Below are 19,144 nucleotides of genomic sequence, written 5' to 3' on the forward strand. Positions count from 1 at the left end.
TTATTTTAGGCTTGGTAACTGTGAAGCAAGGGTCTGTAGTGTGCCGACTGCCTGGACTTTCCAGATTTCCAATAATTCGTTATAACGTTCCCTGGCCGGCAGGGTCACAAAACTGGATTCTGAAACCGCCCACGGACCTAAGCTTGACGCTGGCCTTGTTGCCAGGAATTCTAGAAACCTGATTTCAAGATTTGGGAAAACCTTGATCACGCGGTATAAGCCCTTCACTTCATTGGGCTGCGAGGTCATCTTTTCCATCTTTTTACAATTTTCGATCAATTTTTCAAATATGAGGTTGGCATCCTGTTGGCTGATATGCTGCAAGTCCTTTTCGGCCGCATTCCGTTCGCTAAGCGATCCGGTCCCAAGCCGTTTGAGCATCGTGACAACGGTCTGTGACAACAGGTTCTCTTTATCGAAGGAGATGGCTTTCTCTTTGGAAATGAAGATATAAGGCCTGAGGTCTTCGGTTTTGAGCGAGGGTTCTAACTGGTTCCAGTCGACCATGGCCGAGTCGAGTTCTGTGTCGTTAGGATCGGCATCCTCGAAGAGTGCCGCTTCGGCATATTGCCCATCACCCGATGAGGACACCTGATTGATGAGTTCCTGGTATCTTTCGTCATTGAAAATCTCCAGCAGCATCAGTTTGGAAAGCACGTCCAGCCTGATCATGGCTTTCAGGCCGTGGATCTCCCCTATTTTCATCCGTAAAAAAAGGGAATTGAGGAAGCGCTTAGTATTCCTGGGGTTGCCTTTCAGGCCGGTGGAAAGCACCGGATAAAGGGTGTCTCCGACAAGTAAGGTCTTTCTCAGCGCTTCTGATTCACCGCCGAAGGCTTCCCTGACAATCTCATAGGTGAGTTCGATACTTTCGTAAGGTAATTTCTTCTTCGACTCGTATACATCATAGATCCGTTCCACCTCTTCCATATCGTTGCCAAGATGGTTTTGCAGCATCAGAAACTTTATGTAGTTGCCGGTCTGCAGCTTGTTCATCAGGGGTATCCGGATGGGAATCTGGATCAGTTTTTCAAGGTAGTTGCGGGTATAGTCTTTGTAGTCCGAGGGAAGATTTGGAAAGTGGTCGCGCACGGCGTATTCGATCATGCGCTCATCTGCCGAGATCACGAATACGGTTCCTTCCACAAATAGGAACAGGCGTATGGCTTCGAGGATTTCGATCACGGCTTTTGGCAGACAGCGGTCCAGGTCATCAACCAGCACAATGAGCTGTTCGATTTTGGAGGTTTCGATAAGTTCTTTAAATTCTGTCCTGAAGGCGTGGATCTGGCTCGGTACGGTCTGAGCTTCTTCTTCTCTGAGCCAGGCATCATCATCTGATCCTTTGCTGCCTTCTCCCAAGCCGATCTTTTCGCCGACATTTTTTGCGAGTTTGGCGGCCTCTCCCAGCAAGCCCGGATGTGGGATACCAGTCATACCTGTCCATAGTGCGCCAGCGGATACTTTGGCGACTTTTAGCCACTTGATCCTTTTGAGCAGTGACTGGGTGAGTGTTTTGATTTTTTCGACAGTTGGTTGTAGCCTAGCCAGATCGGTAACGATTGTTTCCATTAGCGCGGACTTAGTATCCTCATAACCCTGAAAAAGCCAGCCATTGAACATAATAGTATGGATTTTTTTACGCTTTTCTACCTCCAGGTTTTTTACCTTTTTCTGCAACAGGGCGAGTATTGAGGATTTGCCCACGCCCCAGTCGCCATATACGCCAATGGTAAGCGGCCTGAGGTGGTTGTCTTTTACGATCTCATGTATAGTTTCTGCGATTTTCTCGTAGCCCAGGAGATCGACGTCTGTTTCTTTATCGTTCCACATTTTTTGATATTTGGTTTAATCCGGTGCTTGATGAGCCGGAATTATTGTTAGGCAAGGTAAAATTCTTTAAAACTGTTTTTTTACGGTAAACCGTAATGGGGCAATAAGGGTGAAATTTAATGCTACGCCACAAGGTGGTTATGTCAACCGGGTATTCTGCGAGTGGTTAAATCTTTGACACTGGTTTTACGCTAATGCAATAAGTTCGCTTTTCCTTATCGTTCCGGTAAGGTTTCTGAGTGAGAGCTGGTCCAGGAAATGTTTGCTAATCGGAAAACAGGATGTGGTTTTCTTGGGCTGGTGGTTCCGCGAAATTGCGGAGTGGTTCATGATAGTTTGAGTTTGTTAATTTTTTCAAAAATTACTAAAAAAAATCACAAATAAAGAAACGCTGACAATTTAACTTGGGCTTTTAATGGTTACATACACCAAGAGCGGCTTAAGATTGAAGCCCCCTCTTGATATAAATATTTAAAATGTAGTTTGTAACCCCAGATTGAGATTTAGAAAAGCATGAGCGCTGATATTGGGCGATCGATTATTTTGGCGTTTTATTGATGCAGCTATCTTTTTCTCAAATTCTTGAAATAATTCCCAACCAGAATACTACTTGCAGTCTGAAATTGTAAAGGATTTCACCTCGGTGCCCCCCCCCCCGAAATCCTTTACAATTCTCTCAAAAATTATGTTGTAAATTCAATCTTATTCATCAATATTTTATGAATCAGACCGACACTATCAAACTGAAAATGTTTGGCTTACCAGTAATTATAACATTGGATGATTTTTCGTCTCTCGCCCATCCTTCGCCCTACAAACTATTTTTTCATCGTCCTCCTTTGTTGTGAGAAAAATCTGGATAAAACATTTGCTCCATGTTTAATAAAAAATCTTGTAAAAGTAAAAAATTGGAATTGGATAAGAGGTTTGGAAGTATAAAAGCCTAGTCTTGGAATAGAATAGGCTTTTTTTTACTTAAGATATACTAGGGTCGAACCATCAACCTAAGAATTATCATACTTCAAGTAAATAAACATATAAATAGCACTACAGACAAAATACATCAAATGCACTTTATTTGCTTACCGCCAATTATTTATGTAAATTTCAAATATACAAGGAATAGCAATTTTGTGTTGTTTTGGTGGTGCCCCATTTAGGTGCCCTAAGAAAAAAAAAATATAAAATACGGGTTCAAGGGTGTTTAAATTCGGTTTATTCGAATCCCCCACTCTCCGCTAAGGTATCAAAACCTACTAAAATCCTGCAAATCGAAAGATTAGCAGGATTTTTTGTTTAGCCGAAAGCTATTTTGAGTTTCCGCTCATTGTCTGCGATAAAATTAAAAGCTAATTTCTACTGATCATAGATGGTACGGAGCGGATACATACGTTCGTGCATTTATTTCAGTATGTATTTTACACTTACTGTTGCACTTACTTTTATTTTCTCAAATTCAATTTTCGGTGCTTCATATTTCCCTTTGTCAACTGAACTATAACCACGAATTTGAACACCAGCAACTCGTCCTTGTAGTTGATTGTCAAAATTTGTTTCATTGTCTGTAATATGAATTGCATTTCCAATTGTCTGTGAAATTGGTTTTGTCAAAGCAACTGCTTTTTTATGCGAATTTTCAATTGCCTTTGTTCTACAAATATTTTTTAAATTCTCAATATCAGAATGGTCTACCTTATGCATTGAAGTGTTAGAAATACCAAGGTCTTCAAGTTGCACAAAAATCTTACTTGCTGTTTCAGCAGTAGTAACTTTTAAAATATATTCTTTTGTCTTTAAAATGTCTTTTTGTTTTAAAAGGTAAAATTTGTAGTTGCTTAACATATCGCTTGTTGTCAAGTCAACTTCTGTATTTATTCCCAAATTTTTAAACGCTGTTATCATTTTATTTTCTTGTTCTTCAAGTGAGATTTTGTCTCGACTATCTTTTTCAGCAATAATGATTTTTATATAAATCAGATTTGGCGTTACTAATGTATCAGAATATCCACCAACTTCAATGTAAGGTTGGTCAATAAAAGTCTTTGTCTGTCCCATTGCTGATATGCAAATTGTCAAACATAAAATCAATGTTAGAAATGTTCTATTCATATGGATTGTTTTTTGTTTACGGTGTTGTTGTATGACGGCTAACGTTGAAGCAATGGCATTTTAGGGACGTTATTTTTCTATGACGGTTTGTTGCTCGGCACAGATGTATCAATCACAATAGTTTGCGCCCACATATCACCAAGCCTCTGGTGTCTTAAAGAATACTTAACGGCTATAATTGCAGGGATTCCATAACAAAAAATATCAATTGGATCTAGCAGATGTCTCTTAAGAGCATGGGTAAATTCAACGTCTTTCCTGTCAATCGTCATCACTTTTAGATTAAAGCTCTGATGCCCAAGAGTTGCCCCATACTCAGCTTCAATGACGACAAAATAAAGAAACCAAACAATAGGAATAAGGAATGCCTTTATGCCATATACTGAAATAGTACCATTTCCATCACTCGTCCCAAAAAATAGAATATATGCAAAAGATACAAGAAACATCAAACCATAATCCAGAATTGTTGCATACACCCTTTTCTTTAAATTAGATTTTAACTTCATAACATTTTAAGCCAATCAACAACGTGCATATTTGAGAGCTGATAAGGGCATCCTAATGTAGAAAAACTTAAGTTATGATCAAAATTTACACAAAGCACCTATTAATTCCGATAAAGGCATTTACAGAGAGGATATAGTTTTTGTGACAACTTACTCTTTTTGCTTACTAACAATTATTTGTGTAAATTGTAATCATACAAGGAATAGGGATTTTGTGTTGTTTTGCTGGTGCCCGAATCAGGTGCCCTAAGAACAAAAAAGATATATAATATGGGCTAAAGAGTGTATAAAGTTGGTTTATACCGATCCCCCACTCTCCGCATCATGGTCATCAAAACCATTCAAAAAGCCTGGAATCGTAAGATTTCAGGCTTTTCTGTTTTCAAGGGGCACCTAAAATTCAAAACCTAATTAACTCCTTTCAACAGCCTGTTCCATCTGATTTTATGAAAAAAAGAAGCGCCCTTATCCCAGCTCATCCAAATAAAAAGGGCTTTACCCACGATATGATCTTCGGGTACAAAACCCCAGTATCGGGAATCGATTGAATTGTGCCGGTTATCACCCATCATCCAATAGTAGTTCATTTTAAAAGTATAAGTGGTTGCAGGTTTATCATTTATATACCAGGCATCACCTTTCTTTTCTACTTTATTGCCTTCGTAAGTTCTTATTGCCCGATAATATAATGGCATCGTATGGCTATCCAGTTGAACTCTCCAGCCCTTTGCCGGAATTTTTATAGGCCCGAAATTGTCTACATTCCATTTCCGGTTAGTATCAAGCGGGAAAAGATCTCCATCATCTGCTGTTTCTGGCTTTACGGATAAATCAACAGACTTTATGAAATCGAGTGATTTCAATTTGTCTGTCATCTCCGGAGTAGCATTGGCGATATAGGTATCCGCATCTATCTGCGTCATTTCATTCACCGTAAAACCTAACTCTTTAAATACATCAAAATTAACATCGGGTGTTTTCAACTGAATTTTATAGGGCATTTGTCCGGTGTTCTTTAAGGGTTCTGTTTTACCATTCACACTGACCACACCTCCTTTCATGCTGATGACATCGCCAGAAATCCCAATACATCTTTTGATGATATTCTCTCTTTTATCTACAGGTCTACTGGTGATGGTATATTGACTATTCACAACGCTCCAACCTGATTCGCGGACTAAATTATAATAAGATGGCTCCTGGTTTTCCAATGCAACCGTATCTCCAACGGGCAAATTAAAAACCACTACATCATTTCTTTTGACGTCAGATAAGCCTGGTAAGCGACGATATTTCCACTGTACGCCATCCCAATAAGCTTTTGTTCCTGTGACAGGCATGCTGTGATGGGCAAAGGGGAAAGCAATAGGTGTAATTGGAATTCGGGCTCCATAATTTACCTTACTCACAAAAAGGTAATCGCCAATCAAAAGAGATTTCTCCATTGAACCACTCGGAATGGTATAGGCCTCAATAAAAAATACCCTAATTAACGTTGCCGCAATTACAGCAAAAATTACGGCATCAAACCATTCCCTTTTTTTAGTCTTCTTTTTCTTATTTACATCACTCTTGTTCGGGGAGAATTTCCAGTTCATGTCTAACACTCAATTAGGTTTTAGTTGTAAAACAGTTCGTTATAGTCCTTTTTTAGAGAAACAACCCTTTACATTGTTACAACAATCAATTTCATATGAACTGATTGTTGTAACACAAACTAAGTTTGTTTAGTTATGATTAATGTATTGTCGAAAATTTCCGTGTAGCCGGTAACCACATTAATCTTTGAAACTTCTGCTATTAAATGATCCGCCTTACTTTCCAGGCTTTGCAAACTTATAGATACACTGACTTGCATCACATTAATCTTGTTTTCTACATTTTCTATACCTGCAGTTACGTTAACCTGCATTAGGTCAACCTTGTTGTCCATGCCTAATATACTGACCTGCATCAGGTCAAGCCTGCTATCCAGACTTTCAATACTTACAGATACATTGGCTTGCATCAGGTTCATCTTATGGTCTAAACTTTCCATGCTTACAGAAGAGTTTCCTTTCAAAACGACCAGTTTACTGTCGAGGGAATCAATTCTTCTACTCAACCGAAGAGCCAGATGATCTACCCGATCTTCCAGCTTGTCCAAACCAACCTTCATCCCAAGTTCCAGCTTAATCATCCCCTCTTCCAGCTTACCTAAACCAACCTTCATCCCAAGTTCCAGCTTAATCATCCCCTCTTCCAGCTTACCTAAACCAACCTTCATCCCAAGCTCCAGGTGATCAAACCGATCTTCCAGCTTATCCAAACCAACCTTCATCCCAAGCTCCAGGTGATCAACCCGATCTTCCAGCTTATCCAAACCAACCTTCATCCCAACCTCCAGGTGATCAAACCGATCTTCCAGCTTACCTAAACCAACCTTCATCCCAAGCTCCAGGTGATCAAACCGATCTTCCAGCTTACCCAAACCAACCTTCATCCCTAGCTCCAGGTGATCAACCCGATCTTCCAGCTTATCCAAACCAACCTTCATCCCAACCTCCAGCTTAATCATCCCCTCTTCCAGCTTACCCACCCTTTCTTCCCCTCTATCCAACCTTTGATGAACCAGCACCAGATTCTTATTCATGTCTTCAAAGCCCTTGACTATAAAACCATGTAATTCCTGAATAGACTTCAGTAAATCAACATTTATTATTTCCAATCCATTTACCCTACCTGCTAAAGATTCCATAATGTGCTTTATTTGATTAATACAATTATACATAATTAATCGTAGTATTGTTTAAAGAAATTATTATTAATCAAAAAGAACATTAAAATCAACAGTTTTCACCATAATAACAATGCTTATTCCTAAGAAAACCGCTTAACAAATACCCATTAGTTAAAAAAAACAAAACAAATAGCAACAAAATCCGTTAATATTTAATATAATGATAAGAGAAAGTAAAACGATCATCATCTCCAACCGGTTACCGGTAAAAATAACAGAAGAAAACGGCGTCTATCAATTAAGTCCCAGCGAAGGCGGGTTAGCCACTGGCCTCGGCTCCATCTACAAAGAAGGAAACAACATTTGGATTGGCTGGCCAGGCATAGAAGTACCTGAAGAAAGACAGGAGGAAGTGACCAAAAAACTGGCCGAATTAAACCTCATCCCTGTCTTTCTGAGCACTGAAGAAATTAACGGATATTACGAAGGATTTTCCAATGAAATTTTATGGCCGGTATTTCATTACCTCGTCACCTATGCAAACTTTGAGCAATCCTATTGGGATGCTTACCAGGCCGTAAATGAAAAATTCAAACAGGCGGTGACGCAGCATTTATCCAGTGGTGATAAAATCTGGGTACACGATTATCAGCTGCTACTATTACCAAACCTAATCCGGGAAGAACAACCATCGGTTACCATTGGATTCTTCCAGCACATTCCATTTCCATCATTCGAAATCTTCAGACTCATCCCATGGAGAGAGGAAATCATTGAAGGAATGCTTGGGGCAGACCTTTTGGGCTTTCACACCTTCGATGATGCCAGACATTTTATAAGTGCAGCATCAAGGTTATCTACCAGTAACCCTTCCGACAATATCCTCATCTACAAAAACAGACAGGTAGTCGTGGAGGCATTCCCTATGGGCATAGACAATGAAAAATTTGACCGACTCACCAGAGATCCAAAAGTGGCAAAATTCACTGTTTCCATTAAAAACAGCTTAAAAGACATCAAAACCATTCTGACGATAGACCGTCTGGATTATAGTAAAGGGATTTTACAAAGGCTACAGGCATTAGAGCTTTTACTGGATACACGTCCGGAATATATAGGAAAACTAGCACTCTATATGATTGTGGTGCCATCAAGAGATACGGTCCCTAAATATAAAGAGCTAAAAGACCAGATCGACCAATTGGTGGGTAATATTAATGCAAGGTTCCGAACCATCAGCTGGCTACCCGTACATTATTTCTACCGCTCATTTTCTATAGAATTCCTTTCCGCCATATATAGTGCCGCAGACATCTGCCTGGTTACACCAATGCGCGATGGAATGAACCTGGTGAGTAAGGAATATGTTGCCTCCAGATTAAATGAAGATGGTGTGTTGATCTTAAGCGAAATGGCCGGTGCCTCAAAAGAACTGAATGATGCCCTGATTGTGAACCCGAATAATATCGGAGATATGGTCACAGCCATGATTCAGGCTATTAATATGTCGCCGGAAGAACAACAGGAAAGAATGAAAAGTATGCGGGCCATTGTCAGCAAATTCAACATACACCTCTGGGTGAAAAACTTTATGGATAAATTAAAAGAAGTCAAAACGATGCAGGAATCATTACATACCAAACACGCGGTGGCATCGATTAAAAATCAAATCACCAACGATTATAAAAATGCAAAAGACAGGTATATCTTTCTGGATTATGACGGAACGCTTGTTGGCTTTAATGCTGATATCAATCAGGCAGCCCCTGATGAAGAACTATATGACATCTTAAAACAGTTAACAAAAGACCCTGCAAATCAGGTGATCATCATCAGTGGCCGGAATTACCAGACCCTGGAGCAATGGTTTGGACATTTAGATCTGGACATGATTGCAGAGCATGGCGCATGGCAAAAATATAAACATACCGACTGGAAACCATTGCCCCTGCTCACCGACAAATGGAAACAGGAAGTAAAAGTGGTTTTAGATACCTATACGGACCGCACACCGGGATCCTTCATTGAAGAGAAAAGTTATTCCCTGGTATGGCATTACCGAAAGGTAGAAGAAGGCTTAGGAGCGCTCAGAGCGAACGAAATCATCAATCACCTCCGTATGGTCATTGCCGATAAAGGATTGCAGATGATGCCAGGAAACAAGGTCATAGAGTTCAAAAACATTGAGGTTAACAAAGGGAAAGCAGCACAAAACTGGCTTTACGGACAAAACCCTGATTTTATCCTTGCCCTTGGCGACGACCATACCGATGAAGATATCTTTAAGGCGTTGGAGCCGGAAGCTTATACCATCAAGGTTGGCAGCAATATCTCCGCAGCGCGATATTATCTTAAAGACTTCAAAGAGGTCAGAACATTACTAAAAGAACTGGTTCAGTAAAACTAAAAGAACTGGTCAGATAAAGACCAGTTCTCCAGATAAAATTTATAAAAATGAGGGTATGTCCAGCTTTATCGCAATCCGATGGGCTGCATTCATCAAACCAACATGACTATAGGCCTGGGGGAAGTTCCCCCACTGGCCTCCGTCAACTTCATCTACATCCTCGCTAAACAGCAACAAGTGATTCGAATATTTAATGATGGATTCAAATTCTCTGATCGCATCATCAAGTCTTCCTACACAAGCCAGGGCTTCCACATACCAAAATGCACAGATTAAGAAAGTCGTTTTCGGCTTACCAAAATCATCGGTATGAACATACCTGTAAAACAAGCCATTTTCCGCCTTAAGCACTGATTCTAAAGCGATCAAATGATCTTTCGCCCTTTGCGAATCCGGATCAAGGTAGTTCATTAAAATCAGTTGCAAAGTACTCGAATCAAGGTAAGGACTTCCCACCGCATGGGTGTATACTTTACGTACCGGATCATAACAATCCTCAATATGTTGCGCTGCTTTATCTATTAAAACCTGCGCACGCTCCTGAAAACCCTGGTTATCTATGGTTTTGGCCATTTTTAAAGCGGCCTTTGCCCCTGCCCATTGAAACAGATTGGTGTAACAATGCGTATTCGGAAGGTTTCTGAACTCCCAGATTCCGGCATCCTTTTCATCAATAGTACGCTCAATCTTTTTCAACAGATAATCCAGCCACTTCTCAGAATCTTTTCTTTCCGAATAAATAAAGCGTCGATCTGTATATAAAGGAAGCATAGAAATCAGGACCTGCCCATAAATGTCATTCTGAATATGCTCATAGGCCTGATTTCCGATTCTGATCGGTGTATTACCTAAATAACCTTTTAAATCGGGAACGATATGCTCGGTTAACACCCTTTCTCCGGCAATACCGAACAGTGGTTGATAACGTTCTTCATCTCTAAAAGAAAGATCGGTGATGTAATTAAAATACCTTTCCATCTCTTCAAAATGTCCGATATGGTTTAAAGAGGTGATAACGTAATAGGTATCTCTCATCCAGCAATAGCGGTAATCCCAGTTTCTGCCACTCCCTTGAGATTCCGGCAAACTGGTAGTACTTGCAGCGATAATTGCGCCTGTATCTTCGTATTGGTGGATTTTTAAAGTAAGCGCCGAACGGATAATATAGGACTGATAAAAGCCGACAATCGTGGAGTGTTTAATCCAGGTTCGCCAATACTTAATGGTTTCCGTTAAAAAGCGTTCGGCAGTGCTGATGATGGGTGCATCCAGTTCATTCCCATAAGTTAAAATCAGGTATTTCGGCTCATTCAAAGCGAAATACTTCTCATCCTCGATATAACTCAAAGAGATATTGGTACTCAGCTGCATATCCTCTGTATCGCCGGTAAATTCCAGATGGTTACTTCCCCTGCTGGCATTTTGTTTTTTACCTCCGTATTCACATACTGGCTTACAGGTTACTTTTATCCTTGGATTACCTGTTAAAGGCTCTATTTTCCTGATGAGCATCAGCGGCTTAAAATAGCGTTCAAACTGATGAAAACGCGGCGCAAAATCGGTCACGCGGTAACTGCCCTCCGGATTGGTAATCTCCGTGCAAATGATATTGGTGTTTTCCAGATAATACTGTTTTGATAAGTACTCACCGGCCGGGAGAATAGAAAATTCACCCCCTTTTTCCTGATCTAATAAACCACCAAAAACAAAGCTGCTGTCAAATCTAGGCCAGCATAACCAGTCGATATTAGTGTTTTTATTTACGTGAGCGAGGTAAGCGCAATTTCCAACTATTCCGGTTTGATAAGTGTGTCTCTCTGTCATACATTATTTCAATTGATATAATATACAACAGGAGTTTCCCATATTTGTTCCTGTTTTTTCTTAAACCCACACGCTAACAGCCCGTTATAAACAGGAATAAGCGGTATTCAGAAAGAAAATCTTAATTTTTGATGGACCCTGCTTTGACCATTGCCCTTTGATAAGCAGGCAAAGTTAAATCATCCACCACTACCCCACGGGTAGTAGAAGCATGGACAAAGAAATTATCATTCAGGTATACGCCCACATGATCTACCGATCTGCCGCCAAAAGAGAAAAATATCAAATCGCCTTCTTTGAGTTGTCCGACACTTTTAGTGCGGATCACCCCTGCCTGGTCGCTGGAACGTCTTGGAAGTTCATTTCCATAAATATTCTTTTGTAATAGCAGCGCGAAACCAGAGCAATCGACGCCCCGCTTATCCAGTCCGCCTAAACGGTACCTTACCCCTGTCCAGTCGTTGATAAAGCGGTACAAGGGTTTACTTTTCAATTGAGACATCACTACAGATGCCCTCGAAGCAGTAGTATTCACTTTGGTATTTTTTCTGCTGCTACACGCAGAAAAAACGAGCAATACCATTAACAACATCAACAACTTAAATCTTCCTTTAAGAGCGGTCTGATTAATGGTCATATCCTTTATTGTTTAATGATGCGTTGAATTTCATCCAGTTTCAGCAAAGCCTCTACCGGTGTCAGAACATTTACATCCAGGTTATTTAACGTATCTCTTATTTTTACCAGAACAGGATCATCAATCGCAAACATGTGCAATTGATACGCCTGATTCTGCACTTTCTTAATGCTATCCTTAATACTCTGACCTTCCGTCCGGTCGATTTCCAGTTTCTTCAGAATCTCATTAGCCCTGTTGATCAGCTTAGGAGGCATACCAGCCATCTTCGCCACATGGATACCGAAACTATGCTCACTACCACCAGGCACCAACTTACGCAGGAAAATCACCTTATTGCCCACTTCCTTGATGGAAACGTTAAAGTTTTTGATTCTGCTCATGGTGTTTGCTAACTCATTCAATTCATGATAATGCGTAGCAAATAAAGTTTTAGGTTTTGCCGTTGGATGGGTATGCAGGAATTCTGCGATGGCCCAGGCAATGGAAATCCCATCGTAAGTACTGGTACCTCTACCGATTTCATCCAATAAGATCAGACTGTTTTCCGAAATATTATTCAGGATACTTGCCGTCTCATTCATCTCCACCATGAACGTACTTTCCCCGGAAGAAAGGTTATCCGAAGCACCAACTCTGGTAAAGATCTTATCCACCAGGCCGATGGTTGCCGCTTTAGCGGGAACAAAACAACCCATTTGAGCCATCAGCACGATCAATCCGGTTTGCCTCAAAATCGCCGATTTACCCGACATATTGGGACCCGTTATGATGATAATCTGCTGTGTCACATTGTCCAGAAAAACATCATTGGTAATGTATTCTTCACCTACAGGTAGTCTTTTTTCAATCACCGGATGTCTTCCTCCTTTGATATCTAAACCTTTACCCTTATTCATTGCCGGTTTCACATAGTGATTTCTAACCGCCAATTGCGCGAAACACAACAACACATCCAGTTGTGCAATACAAAAAGCATTCAGCTGGATTTGTTTGATATAAGCACTCACCAGGACCATCAACTCTCCATAAAGGCGGATTTCGATCTGCATGATCTTCTCTTCCGCACCCAGGATCTGCTCCTCATATTCTTTCAACTCTGGTGTGATATAGCGCTCTGCACTCACCAGTGTCTGTTTCCTGATCCATTCGGTAGGAACCTTATCTTTATGCGTATGCGTTACCTCCAGGTAATAACCGAAAACGTTATTAAAGGCAACTTTAAGCGAAGGAATGCCCGTAATGGCAGCTTCTCTTTTTTGAATTTCTACTAAATAATCTTTCCCACCAAAGGAGATCTTACGCAAGCGGTCTAATTCTTCATTAACCCCGTCTGCAATCACATTTCCTTTGATCAGTAAGGCCGGAGGATCTTGCTGTAATTCCCTTTCCAGTTTCTCCCTGATGGATAAACAAGGGTCTAGTTGCGCTGCAAGAGCCATTAAAAATGGGTTTTCGGAAGCATTAGCAATCTCTTTCACCGACTCAATATGGTACAAAGCTTTTTTCAGCTGACACAATTCTCTCGGGCCAACTTTCAATAAACCTACCTTAGAAATCAGGCGTTCCAGATCACCGATCTGTTTGATATGGTCTAAGAACTTCTCTACCAGTTCTTCATCTTTCACCAGATACTCCACCATCCCCAGACGTTCCTGAATAGGCTTCAGTTCTTTAAGCGGCATGATGATCCAACGGTGTAGCAAACGCGCCCCCATTGGCGTAGAAGTATGGTCTAAAATCTGAAAAAGTGTGACTGCATTTTCATTGTTAGAGCTCACCAATTCCAGGTTGCGAATCGTAAAACGATCCAGCCACATGTATTTATCTTCCTCTAAGCGGGAAATAGCACTGATGTGTTTTAAATTCTTGTGCTCCGTTTCATTCAGATAATGAAGGATAACCCCTGCGGCAATGATACCGATAGACAATTTGTCTACGCCAAAACCTTTTAAAGAATTAACTTCAAAATGCTTCTGTAAGGTTTCAGTTGCATAATCAGTGGTAAAAGCCCAGTCGTCTAAAGTGAAAGTATAGAACTTATCTCCGAAAAGCTCCAGGAATTCCTGCCTTTTACTTTTCTGAAAAATAACTTCTGTGGGCTTAAAGCCTTGTAAAAGCTTGTCGATATATTCTTCATTGCCCTGAGCCACATAAAACTCTCCGGTAGAAATGTCCAGAAAAGACACCCCTAACCCTGCTTTATCGAAATAAACGGCAGCAAGGTAGTTGTTAGACTTCTGACTCAGGATATTGTCACTATAAGCAACGCCGGGCGTAATCAATTCTGTTACCCCGCGTTTCACAATGGTTTTGGTCATTTTTGGATCTTCCAGCTGATCGCAAATCGCGACCCTTTGTCCGGCCCTAACCAATTTAGAAAGGTAATTGTCTAAAGAATGATGTGGAAATCCTGCCAGTTCAATATGACCACCGGGTCCATTTCCCCTTCTTGTAAGTACAATCCCCAAAATCTGGGAGGTCTTTACGGCATCTTCACCAAATGTTTCATAGAAGTCGCCTACTCTGAACAATAATAATGCACCGGGGTACTTTGCTTTAATAGCATTGTACTGCTGCATTAAAGGTGTCTCTTTAGTCTTGTCTTTAGCCAAAATGTATCTTATTTACAAAACCGTAAAGATAGCACCTGAATAGCGAACCTTTAGGCTTTGTTGAAAACTATAAATTTTACAATTGTTCTATATAGGATAAGAACAAGTTCAATGCTTCGCGTTTTTTATCGGTCAACTCAAAATCCAGTTTATGACACAGGTAATCTTCCATATCAAAATCTGCAATTTCCGGCAACTCCTTTAGCAACTCTCCACGATGGGAAAGGCCAAAAGCAAGTGCCTGATTGAATTCCGCGATAAATGCTTCAGGAATCGTTTTATTGGCAACCCATGCCGCGTAAACAAAAGGTAAACCCGTAAATTTCATCCATTCTTCACCCATATCATAGGCATAAGCATAATTGGATTTTTTACCGAAAGTACGGTCGCCAATTAAAACCATGGCATCAGTTTGCGCCTCCGGATCGGTGGTAAAATCCACTTCTTGTTTCCAATGGAACTTCAGCAATACCTTAGCCAGATTATTGGACGTGCGGGAATGACTATCCAGCTTTACCGTTTTAATCTCAGAGAAAGGAACACTGCTAAACACAAATACGGAATTCACCGCACCTACAGAGCCGATACAATAATCGGCCACAATATTCGCATTGGGCACCTGAGGGATTGCCGCAACGGGAATCAGGCCAATATCCACCTGGTTGTTAATTAATTTAGCGGCACAATCCGTAGGAATATCTAAACTTAAATCTATTTTATCCATCAGCTCTGAATGCTCAATACCATACATAAAAGGCTTGGTATTGGTATAAGAAACTGCGGAAATCTTAATCTTACTCAATTGGAAATAATTTTAAATGATCCGTATTATTGAACTCCATGATCGTAAACTGACCATCGTTCAAGTCGACTTTATAGAGCGTCGTATTCTGATGCGGGAAATCTGTCATCTCATTTAATGATCTGCCGGTAAGCAGGCAAAGGAATAATCTCATCGCCCTTCCGTGCATACAGATCAACACCTTTTTCTCGTTTGGAGCCTTTAGAATAACCTCTAGCGCTTCTTCAAGTCGGATTTTCACTTGATTCGGGCTCTCACCGCCTTCAAAATGACTGTCGAAATCACCGGACTGCCACTTTTCCATCATGCCTTTAAAAGCAGCAATGGCGTGTTCATCATTGGTTTTTCCTTCCCATATACCCCAGGCCAGCTCATCCAAACCAGACAACTGTTCCCATGGCAAGCCAGCATCGATAAAACCTTTAACGGTTTGATGCGTACGCTTTAATGAAGAAGTATAGATTTTATCAAAAGGGACGTCTTTATACACGGCATAAAATGCCGCTGCCTGTGCCCTTCCGGTATCATTAAGATCACTGTTGATCCCTCTACCCTGTACAATTCCCTGTTTATTTAAATCGGTTTCACCATGTCTGATGATGTATAGTTCTTTCTCCATTAATTGATGACCGGCAATTTATAATACTGTGGTTTCACTTCTCCTTCAAATACAACGTCTGTATAATCTGTTACCACATTATAAAGGGTATCTCTTTCTATCGGTTTACGGTTCACCTGTTTGATCAGGTTCACTAATTCTTCCGTATTCATTGCCGGATGCTGCTCTTCTGCACCTGCCATAGAGTAAATTTTGGTGGTATCATCTAAGGTTCCATCAATATCATCCACTCCAAAGTTCAGGGAAAGTTGTGCGGTCTGACGGCTAATCATCGCCCAGTAGGCTTTGATATGGTCAAAATTATCCAGGTAAATCCTTGCAATGGCATAATTCCTTAAATCTTCAATCACAGAAACCTCAGGCACGTGGTCCATCTGGTTGTTCTGATTTCTGAATTTCAATGGAATAAAGGCCTGGAAACCTCCTGATTTATCTTGTTGCTGACGCAGGCGTTCCATATGGTCAACCCGATGCCAGAATTTCTCTATATGTCCGTAAAGCATAGTTGCATTGGTTTTCATGCCCAGCTTATGCGCTTGCTCATGAATATCCAGCCACTGTTCTGCATTACATTTATCGTGTGCAATTTTCTCTCTTACTTCCGGATGGAAAATCTCTGCACCACCGCCTGGCATAGAATCCAGACCGGCTTCCTGCAAATACTTCATGCCTTCATAATGGGTTAATTTCGCCTTTTTGAAGATATAAAAATACTCTACCGGAGTTAATGCTTTAATATGTAAGTCTGGACGGTGTGCTTTTGCCTTTCTAAAGAAATCGCTGTAAAATTCCAGATTTTGCTTTGGAACTACTCCACCAGTCACATGAACCTCCGTAACCGGCTCATTATCATATTTCTTAAGCACATCCATCATTCCGTCTACGCTCATTTCCCATCCTTCTTCACGTTGTTTGATCAAACGGGAATAAGAACAAAATTTGCAGTCGTACACACAAACATTGGTCGGCTCAATATGAAAATTGCGGTTGAAATAGGTTTTATCGCCGTGTTTTTGCTCCCTGATATAGTTGGCCAAAACACCCAGATAACCTAGTTCGGCATGTTCATAAAGATATACGCCTTCATCGAAGGTGATTCTTTCCTGATTCTGTACTTTATTTGCTATTGCTTTAAGTTCGGCAGACAAATCATTGTCGTTAAGCACTAAAGCCAGCTTTGAATTAGCATCCATGTATAATGAGATAATGGTACAAATGTAAAAAGACAGGCGCATACAAAGAATGGCCTCATCATGAACAAAAGTAGTATAAAATCATCATATACCCGTTTTTTAAACAGTTTTTAGCTGTCAGCATTATGTAAAAGAGCACATTATTAAAAAAACAGCGCGAACAGTTTCGCTAATTTATTTTTTATTATTTTAGATCATCCTTTTAATGAATGAGCCATGGAAAAATACGACCCTAGAATTGATACTTATATTGATCAGGCTGCAGAATTCGCACAACCCATTTTAAAACACATCAGGGCATTGGTCCATGAAGCTTGTCCGGAGATTTCAGAAACCATGAAATGGAGCTTCCCACATTTCGACTATAAAGGAACGGTCTGCAGTATGGCTGCTTTCAAAAACCATTGTTCTTTCGGCTTTTGGAAAAGCACGTTACTTCCTGACCCCAAAAACATCCTTAGAGTAGATAAGGAACAAGCCATGGGACAACTAGGAAGAATCACCAGCATCGCCGGTCTACCTGATAAAAACATTTTCATGACGTACATCCAAAATGCGGTCATCCTCAACAAGGAAGGCATCAAAATGGATAAAAAACCATTAGCCCCCAAAACCGAATTACATATCCCTGAATATTTCAGCAATAGCTTAGCTGCAGCACCTGATGCACAAAAACATTTTGAGCAGTTCAGTTATTCTCAAAAAAAAGAATACCTGGAATGGATTACTGAAGCTAAAAGCGAAAATACCAGACATAAAAGATTGACCACAGCTTTGGAATGGATTGCCGAAGGAAAATCAAGAAATTGGAAATACCAACGTTAACAGATTTTTCGGCTTATTATTGTAGCGTCATCTTATTGATAAAAGCATCGTCAGTTAATGTCTTCAAAAAGGCAATTACTTTCTTCTGCTCCGGATCCGTTAACGGAATCCCTGCTTTCCCATTGGTTTGCATCAAAGGATCTAACTCCTTTTCGGAATGTACACCGGTAGCATAATGTTGCATCACCTCTTCCAGAGTACCGAAACGGCCATCATGAAAATAAGGAGCTGTTACCGCGATATTTCTTAAAGAAGGCACTTTAAACTTTTTCACCGGATCATTTGCGGTAGCCGTACCGATATTTCTTAAAGACTCGTCTGTAAACAAATCTCCGGAATGACAAGTCGCACATTTTTCCTTAAAAAGCCTCAATCCATCCAGTTCTGCTGGCGTAAACGTATTTTCCTGTTTAACGACCAGCTTATCGTAACGTGAATTTGCGGATACCAGCGACAATAAATATTGCTCGATCACCCCTGTTACATCGCGCTCCTGAATCGTATCTACCCCTAAAACCGACTTAAAATAATGCTTATATATCGGCGAATTATTCAATTTTTTCACCACATTATCCATAGTCTCCCCCATTTCTGCCGGACTGGTTAAAGCGTTGATCGCCGTATTGCGCAAATGCGATTCCCTGCCGTCCCTGAAAAACGAAGTCTTCCATTGCAGATTCATTAAAGCAGGTGTATTTTTTGTCCCATGGATGTTTTCATTTACCCCTGGATTGATTTTAATCCCCTTACTGGCATAACCGTCCGTTTGATTGTGACAGGAAGCACAGGCTACTTTTCCGTTTTTTGAAAGCAAAGCATCATCAAATAACTTTTGCCCAAGGGTAACCCCTTCTACCGTTAAAGCAGGTCCTTGCTGAACGATTGCAGGAAAATTAACCGGCCTTCTTACGGCAACATCGGTCTTAATAGTAGACAAGCCAAAGGCGAAAACAGCGATCAATAAGCCAAAAATCAAAATCGCAAATACAAATATTTTATTCTTCTTCATTCAATATCAATTGGGTCTGGAAAAGACAACACTCCTCAAGACC

General features: G+C 40.6%; 14 protein-coding genes. 2 read left to right on the top strand and 12 right to left on the bottom strand.

The genetic code is table 11. The annotated features are described in order from the left end of the window. The 5 genes from OQX61_RS20100 to OQX61_RS20120 all read right to left on the bottom strand — a co-directional run bounded on the left by OQX61_RS20100 (position 1) and on the right by OQX61_RS20120 (position 7,188). Positions 1-1,833, bottom strand: coding sequence for a P-loop NTPase fold protein (locus OQX61_RS20100; RefSeq protein ID WP_265843598.1), 1,833 nt, complete (start codon positions 1,831-1,833; stop codon positions 1-3). Positions 1,834-3,234: 1,401 nt separating this feature from the next. Further along, a complete protein-coding gene (locus OQX61_RS20105; protein WP_265843599.1) occupies positions 3,235-3,942 on the bottom strand; it encodes an SIMPL domain-containing protein in 708 nt (235 codons plus the stop codon). Between the two features lie 77 nt (positions 3,943-4,019). Then, positions 4,020-4,451, bottom strand: coding sequence for an RDD family protein (locus tag OQX61_RS20110; RefSeq protein ID WP_265843600.1), 432 nt, complete (start codon positions 4,449-4,451; stop codon positions 4,020-4,022). Positions 4,452-4,858: 407 nt separating this feature from the next. Continuing rightward, positions 4,859-6,049: a signal peptidase I gene (lepB, locus tag OQX61_RS20115; RefSeq protein WP_265843601.1), complete on the bottom strand. Its 1,191-nt coding sequence runs from the start codon at positions 6,047-6,049 to the stop codon at positions 4,859-4,861. Between the two features lie 119 nt (positions 6,050-6,168). Next, positions 6,169-7,188: a hypothetical protein gene (locus OQX61_RS20120; protein ID WP_265843602.1), complete on the bottom strand. Its 1,020-nt coding sequence runs from the start codon at positions 7,186-7,188 to the stop codon at positions 6,169-6,171. Positions 7,189-7,390: 202 nt separating this feature from the next. On the opposite strand from OQX61_RS20120, the gene OQX61_RS20125 reads away from it, so the two are divergent. Then, the gene (locus OQX61_RS20125; protein WP_265843603.1) at positions 7,391-9,571 is read left to right on the top strand and encodes a bifunctional alpha,alpha-trehalose-phosphate synthase (UDP-forming)/trehalose-phosphatase; all 2,181 of its coding nucleotides are present in this window, start codon (positions 7,391-7,393) and stop codon (positions 9,569-9,571) included. A 45-nt stretch (positions 9,572-9,616) separates the two neighbouring features. Here the strand turns inward: OQX61_RS20125 and OQX61_RS20130 are convergent, their stop codons facing one another. The 6 genes from OQX61_RS20130 to mqnE form a co-directional block, all read right to left on the bottom strand. Then, positions 9,617-11,401 carry a glycoside hydrolase family 15 protein gene (locus OQX61_RS20130; RefSeq protein ID WP_265843604.1) on the bottom strand — a complete coding sequence of 595 codons (1,785 nt, stop codon included), beginning with the start codon at positions 11,399-11,401 and terminating at the stop codon, positions 9,617-9,619. A 121-nt stretch (positions 11,402-11,522) separates the two neighbouring features. Next, entirely contained in the window at positions 11,523-12,038 is a 516-nt protein-coding gene (locus OQX61_RS20135) for an NlpC/P60 family protein (RefSeq protein WP_265843605.1), read from the bottom strand. Between the two features lie 5 nt (positions 12,039-12,043). Then, a complete protein-coding gene (gene mutS / locus OQX61_RS20140; protein ID WP_265843606.1) occupies positions 12,044-14,653 on the bottom strand; it encodes a DNA mismatch repair protein MutS in 2,610 nt (869 codons plus the stop codon). A gap of 76 nt (positions 14,654-14,729) precedes the next feature. Beyond that, positions 14,730-15,455: a menaquinone biosynthesis protein gene (locus OQX61_RS20145; RefSeq protein WP_265843607.1), complete on the bottom strand. Its 726-nt coding sequence runs from the start codon at positions 15,453-15,455 to the stop codon at positions 14,730-14,732. Further along, entirely contained in the window at positions 15,448-16,074 is a 627-nt protein-coding gene (locus tag OQX61_RS20150; RefSeq protein WP_265843608.1) for a histidine phosphatase family protein, read from the bottom strand. Before OQX61_RS20150 ends, OQX61_RS20145 begins: the two co-directional genes overlap by 8 nt. Continuing rightward, the gene (gene mqnE / locus OQX61_RS20155; RefSeq protein WP_265843609.1) at positions 16,074-17,267 is read right to left on the bottom strand and encodes an aminofutalosine synthase MqnE; all 1,194 of its coding nucleotides are present in this window, start codon (positions 17,265-17,267) and stop codon (positions 16,074-16,076) included. The genes OQX61_RS20150 and mqnE overlap by 1 nt, the downstream gene beginning before the upstream one ends. A 216-nt stretch (positions 17,268-17,483) precedes the next feature. On the opposite strand from mqnE, the gene OQX61_RS20160 reads away from it, so the two are divergent. Continuing rightward, on the top strand, positions 17,484-18,092 hold the full coding sequence (locus OQX61_RS20160) for a YdeI/OmpD-associated family protein (protein ID WP_265843610.1): 609 nt from the start codon (positions 17,484-17,486) through the stop codon (positions 18,090-18,092). A gap of 16 nt (positions 18,093-18,108) precedes the next feature. On the opposite strand, the gene OQX61_RS20165 is transcribed toward OQX61_RS20160, so the two are convergent. Next, positions 18,109-19,101, bottom strand: a complete 993-nt coding sequence (locus tag OQX61_RS20165; protein ID WP_265843611.1) for a cytochrome c peroxidase — start codon at positions 19,099-19,101, stop codon at positions 18,109-18,111. Positions 19,102-19,144 lie beyond the last annotated feature (43 nt).

Origin of the sequence: Pedobacter sp. PLR (genome assembly GCF_026239675.1) — a bacterium.
Taxonomy (GTDB): domain Bacteria; phylum Bacteroidota; class Bacteroidia; order Sphingobacteriales; family Sphingobacteriaceae; genus Pedobacter.

Coding starts and splice junctions, on each gene's coding strand:
- OQX61_RS20100 (WP_265843598.1), bottom strand. CDS start 1,833: ATGTGGAACGATAAAGAAACAGACGTCGATCTCCTGGGCTACGAGAAA.
- OQX61_RS20150 (WP_265843608.1), bottom strand. CDS start 16,074: ATGGAGAAAGAACTATACATCATCAGACATGGTGAAACCGATTTAAAT.
- OQX61_RS20110 (WP_265843600.1), bottom strand. CDS start 4,451: ATGAAGTTAAAATCTAATTTAAAGAAAAGGGTGTATGCAACAATTCTG.
- mqnE (WP_265843609.1), bottom strand. CDS start 17,267: ATGGATGCTAATTCAAAGCTGGCTTTAGTGCTTAACGACAATGATTTG.
- OQX61_RS20165 (WP_265843611.1), bottom strand. CDS start 19,101: ATGAAGAAGAATAAAATATTTGTATTTGCGATTTTGATTTTTGGCTTA.
- lepB (WP_265843601.1), bottom strand. CDS start 6,049: ATGAACTGGAAATTCTCCCCGAACAAGAGTGATGTAAATAAGAAAAAG.
- OQX61_RS20135 (WP_265843605.1), bottom strand. CDS start 12,038: ATGACCATTAATCAGACCGCTCTTAAAGGAAGATTTAAGTTGTTGATG.
- OQX61_RS20125 (WP_265843603.1), top strand. CDS start 7,391: ATGATAAGAGAAAGTAAAACGATCATCATCTCCAACCGGTTACCGGTA.
- OQX61_RS20160 (WP_265843610.1), top strand. CDS start 17,484: ATGGAAAAATACGACCCTAGAATTGATACTTATATTGATCAGGCTGCA.
- OQX61_RS20105 (WP_265843599.1), bottom strand. CDS start 3,942: ATGAATAGAACATTTCTAACATTGATTTTATGTTTGACAATTTGCATA.
- OQX61_RS20130 (WP_265843604.1), bottom strand. CDS start 11,401: ATGACAGAGAGACACACTTATCAAACCGGAATAGTTGGAAATTGCGCT.
- OQX61_RS20120 (WP_265843602.1), bottom strand. CDS start 7,188: ATGGAATCTTTAGCAGGTAGGGTAAATGGATTGGAAATAATAAATGTT.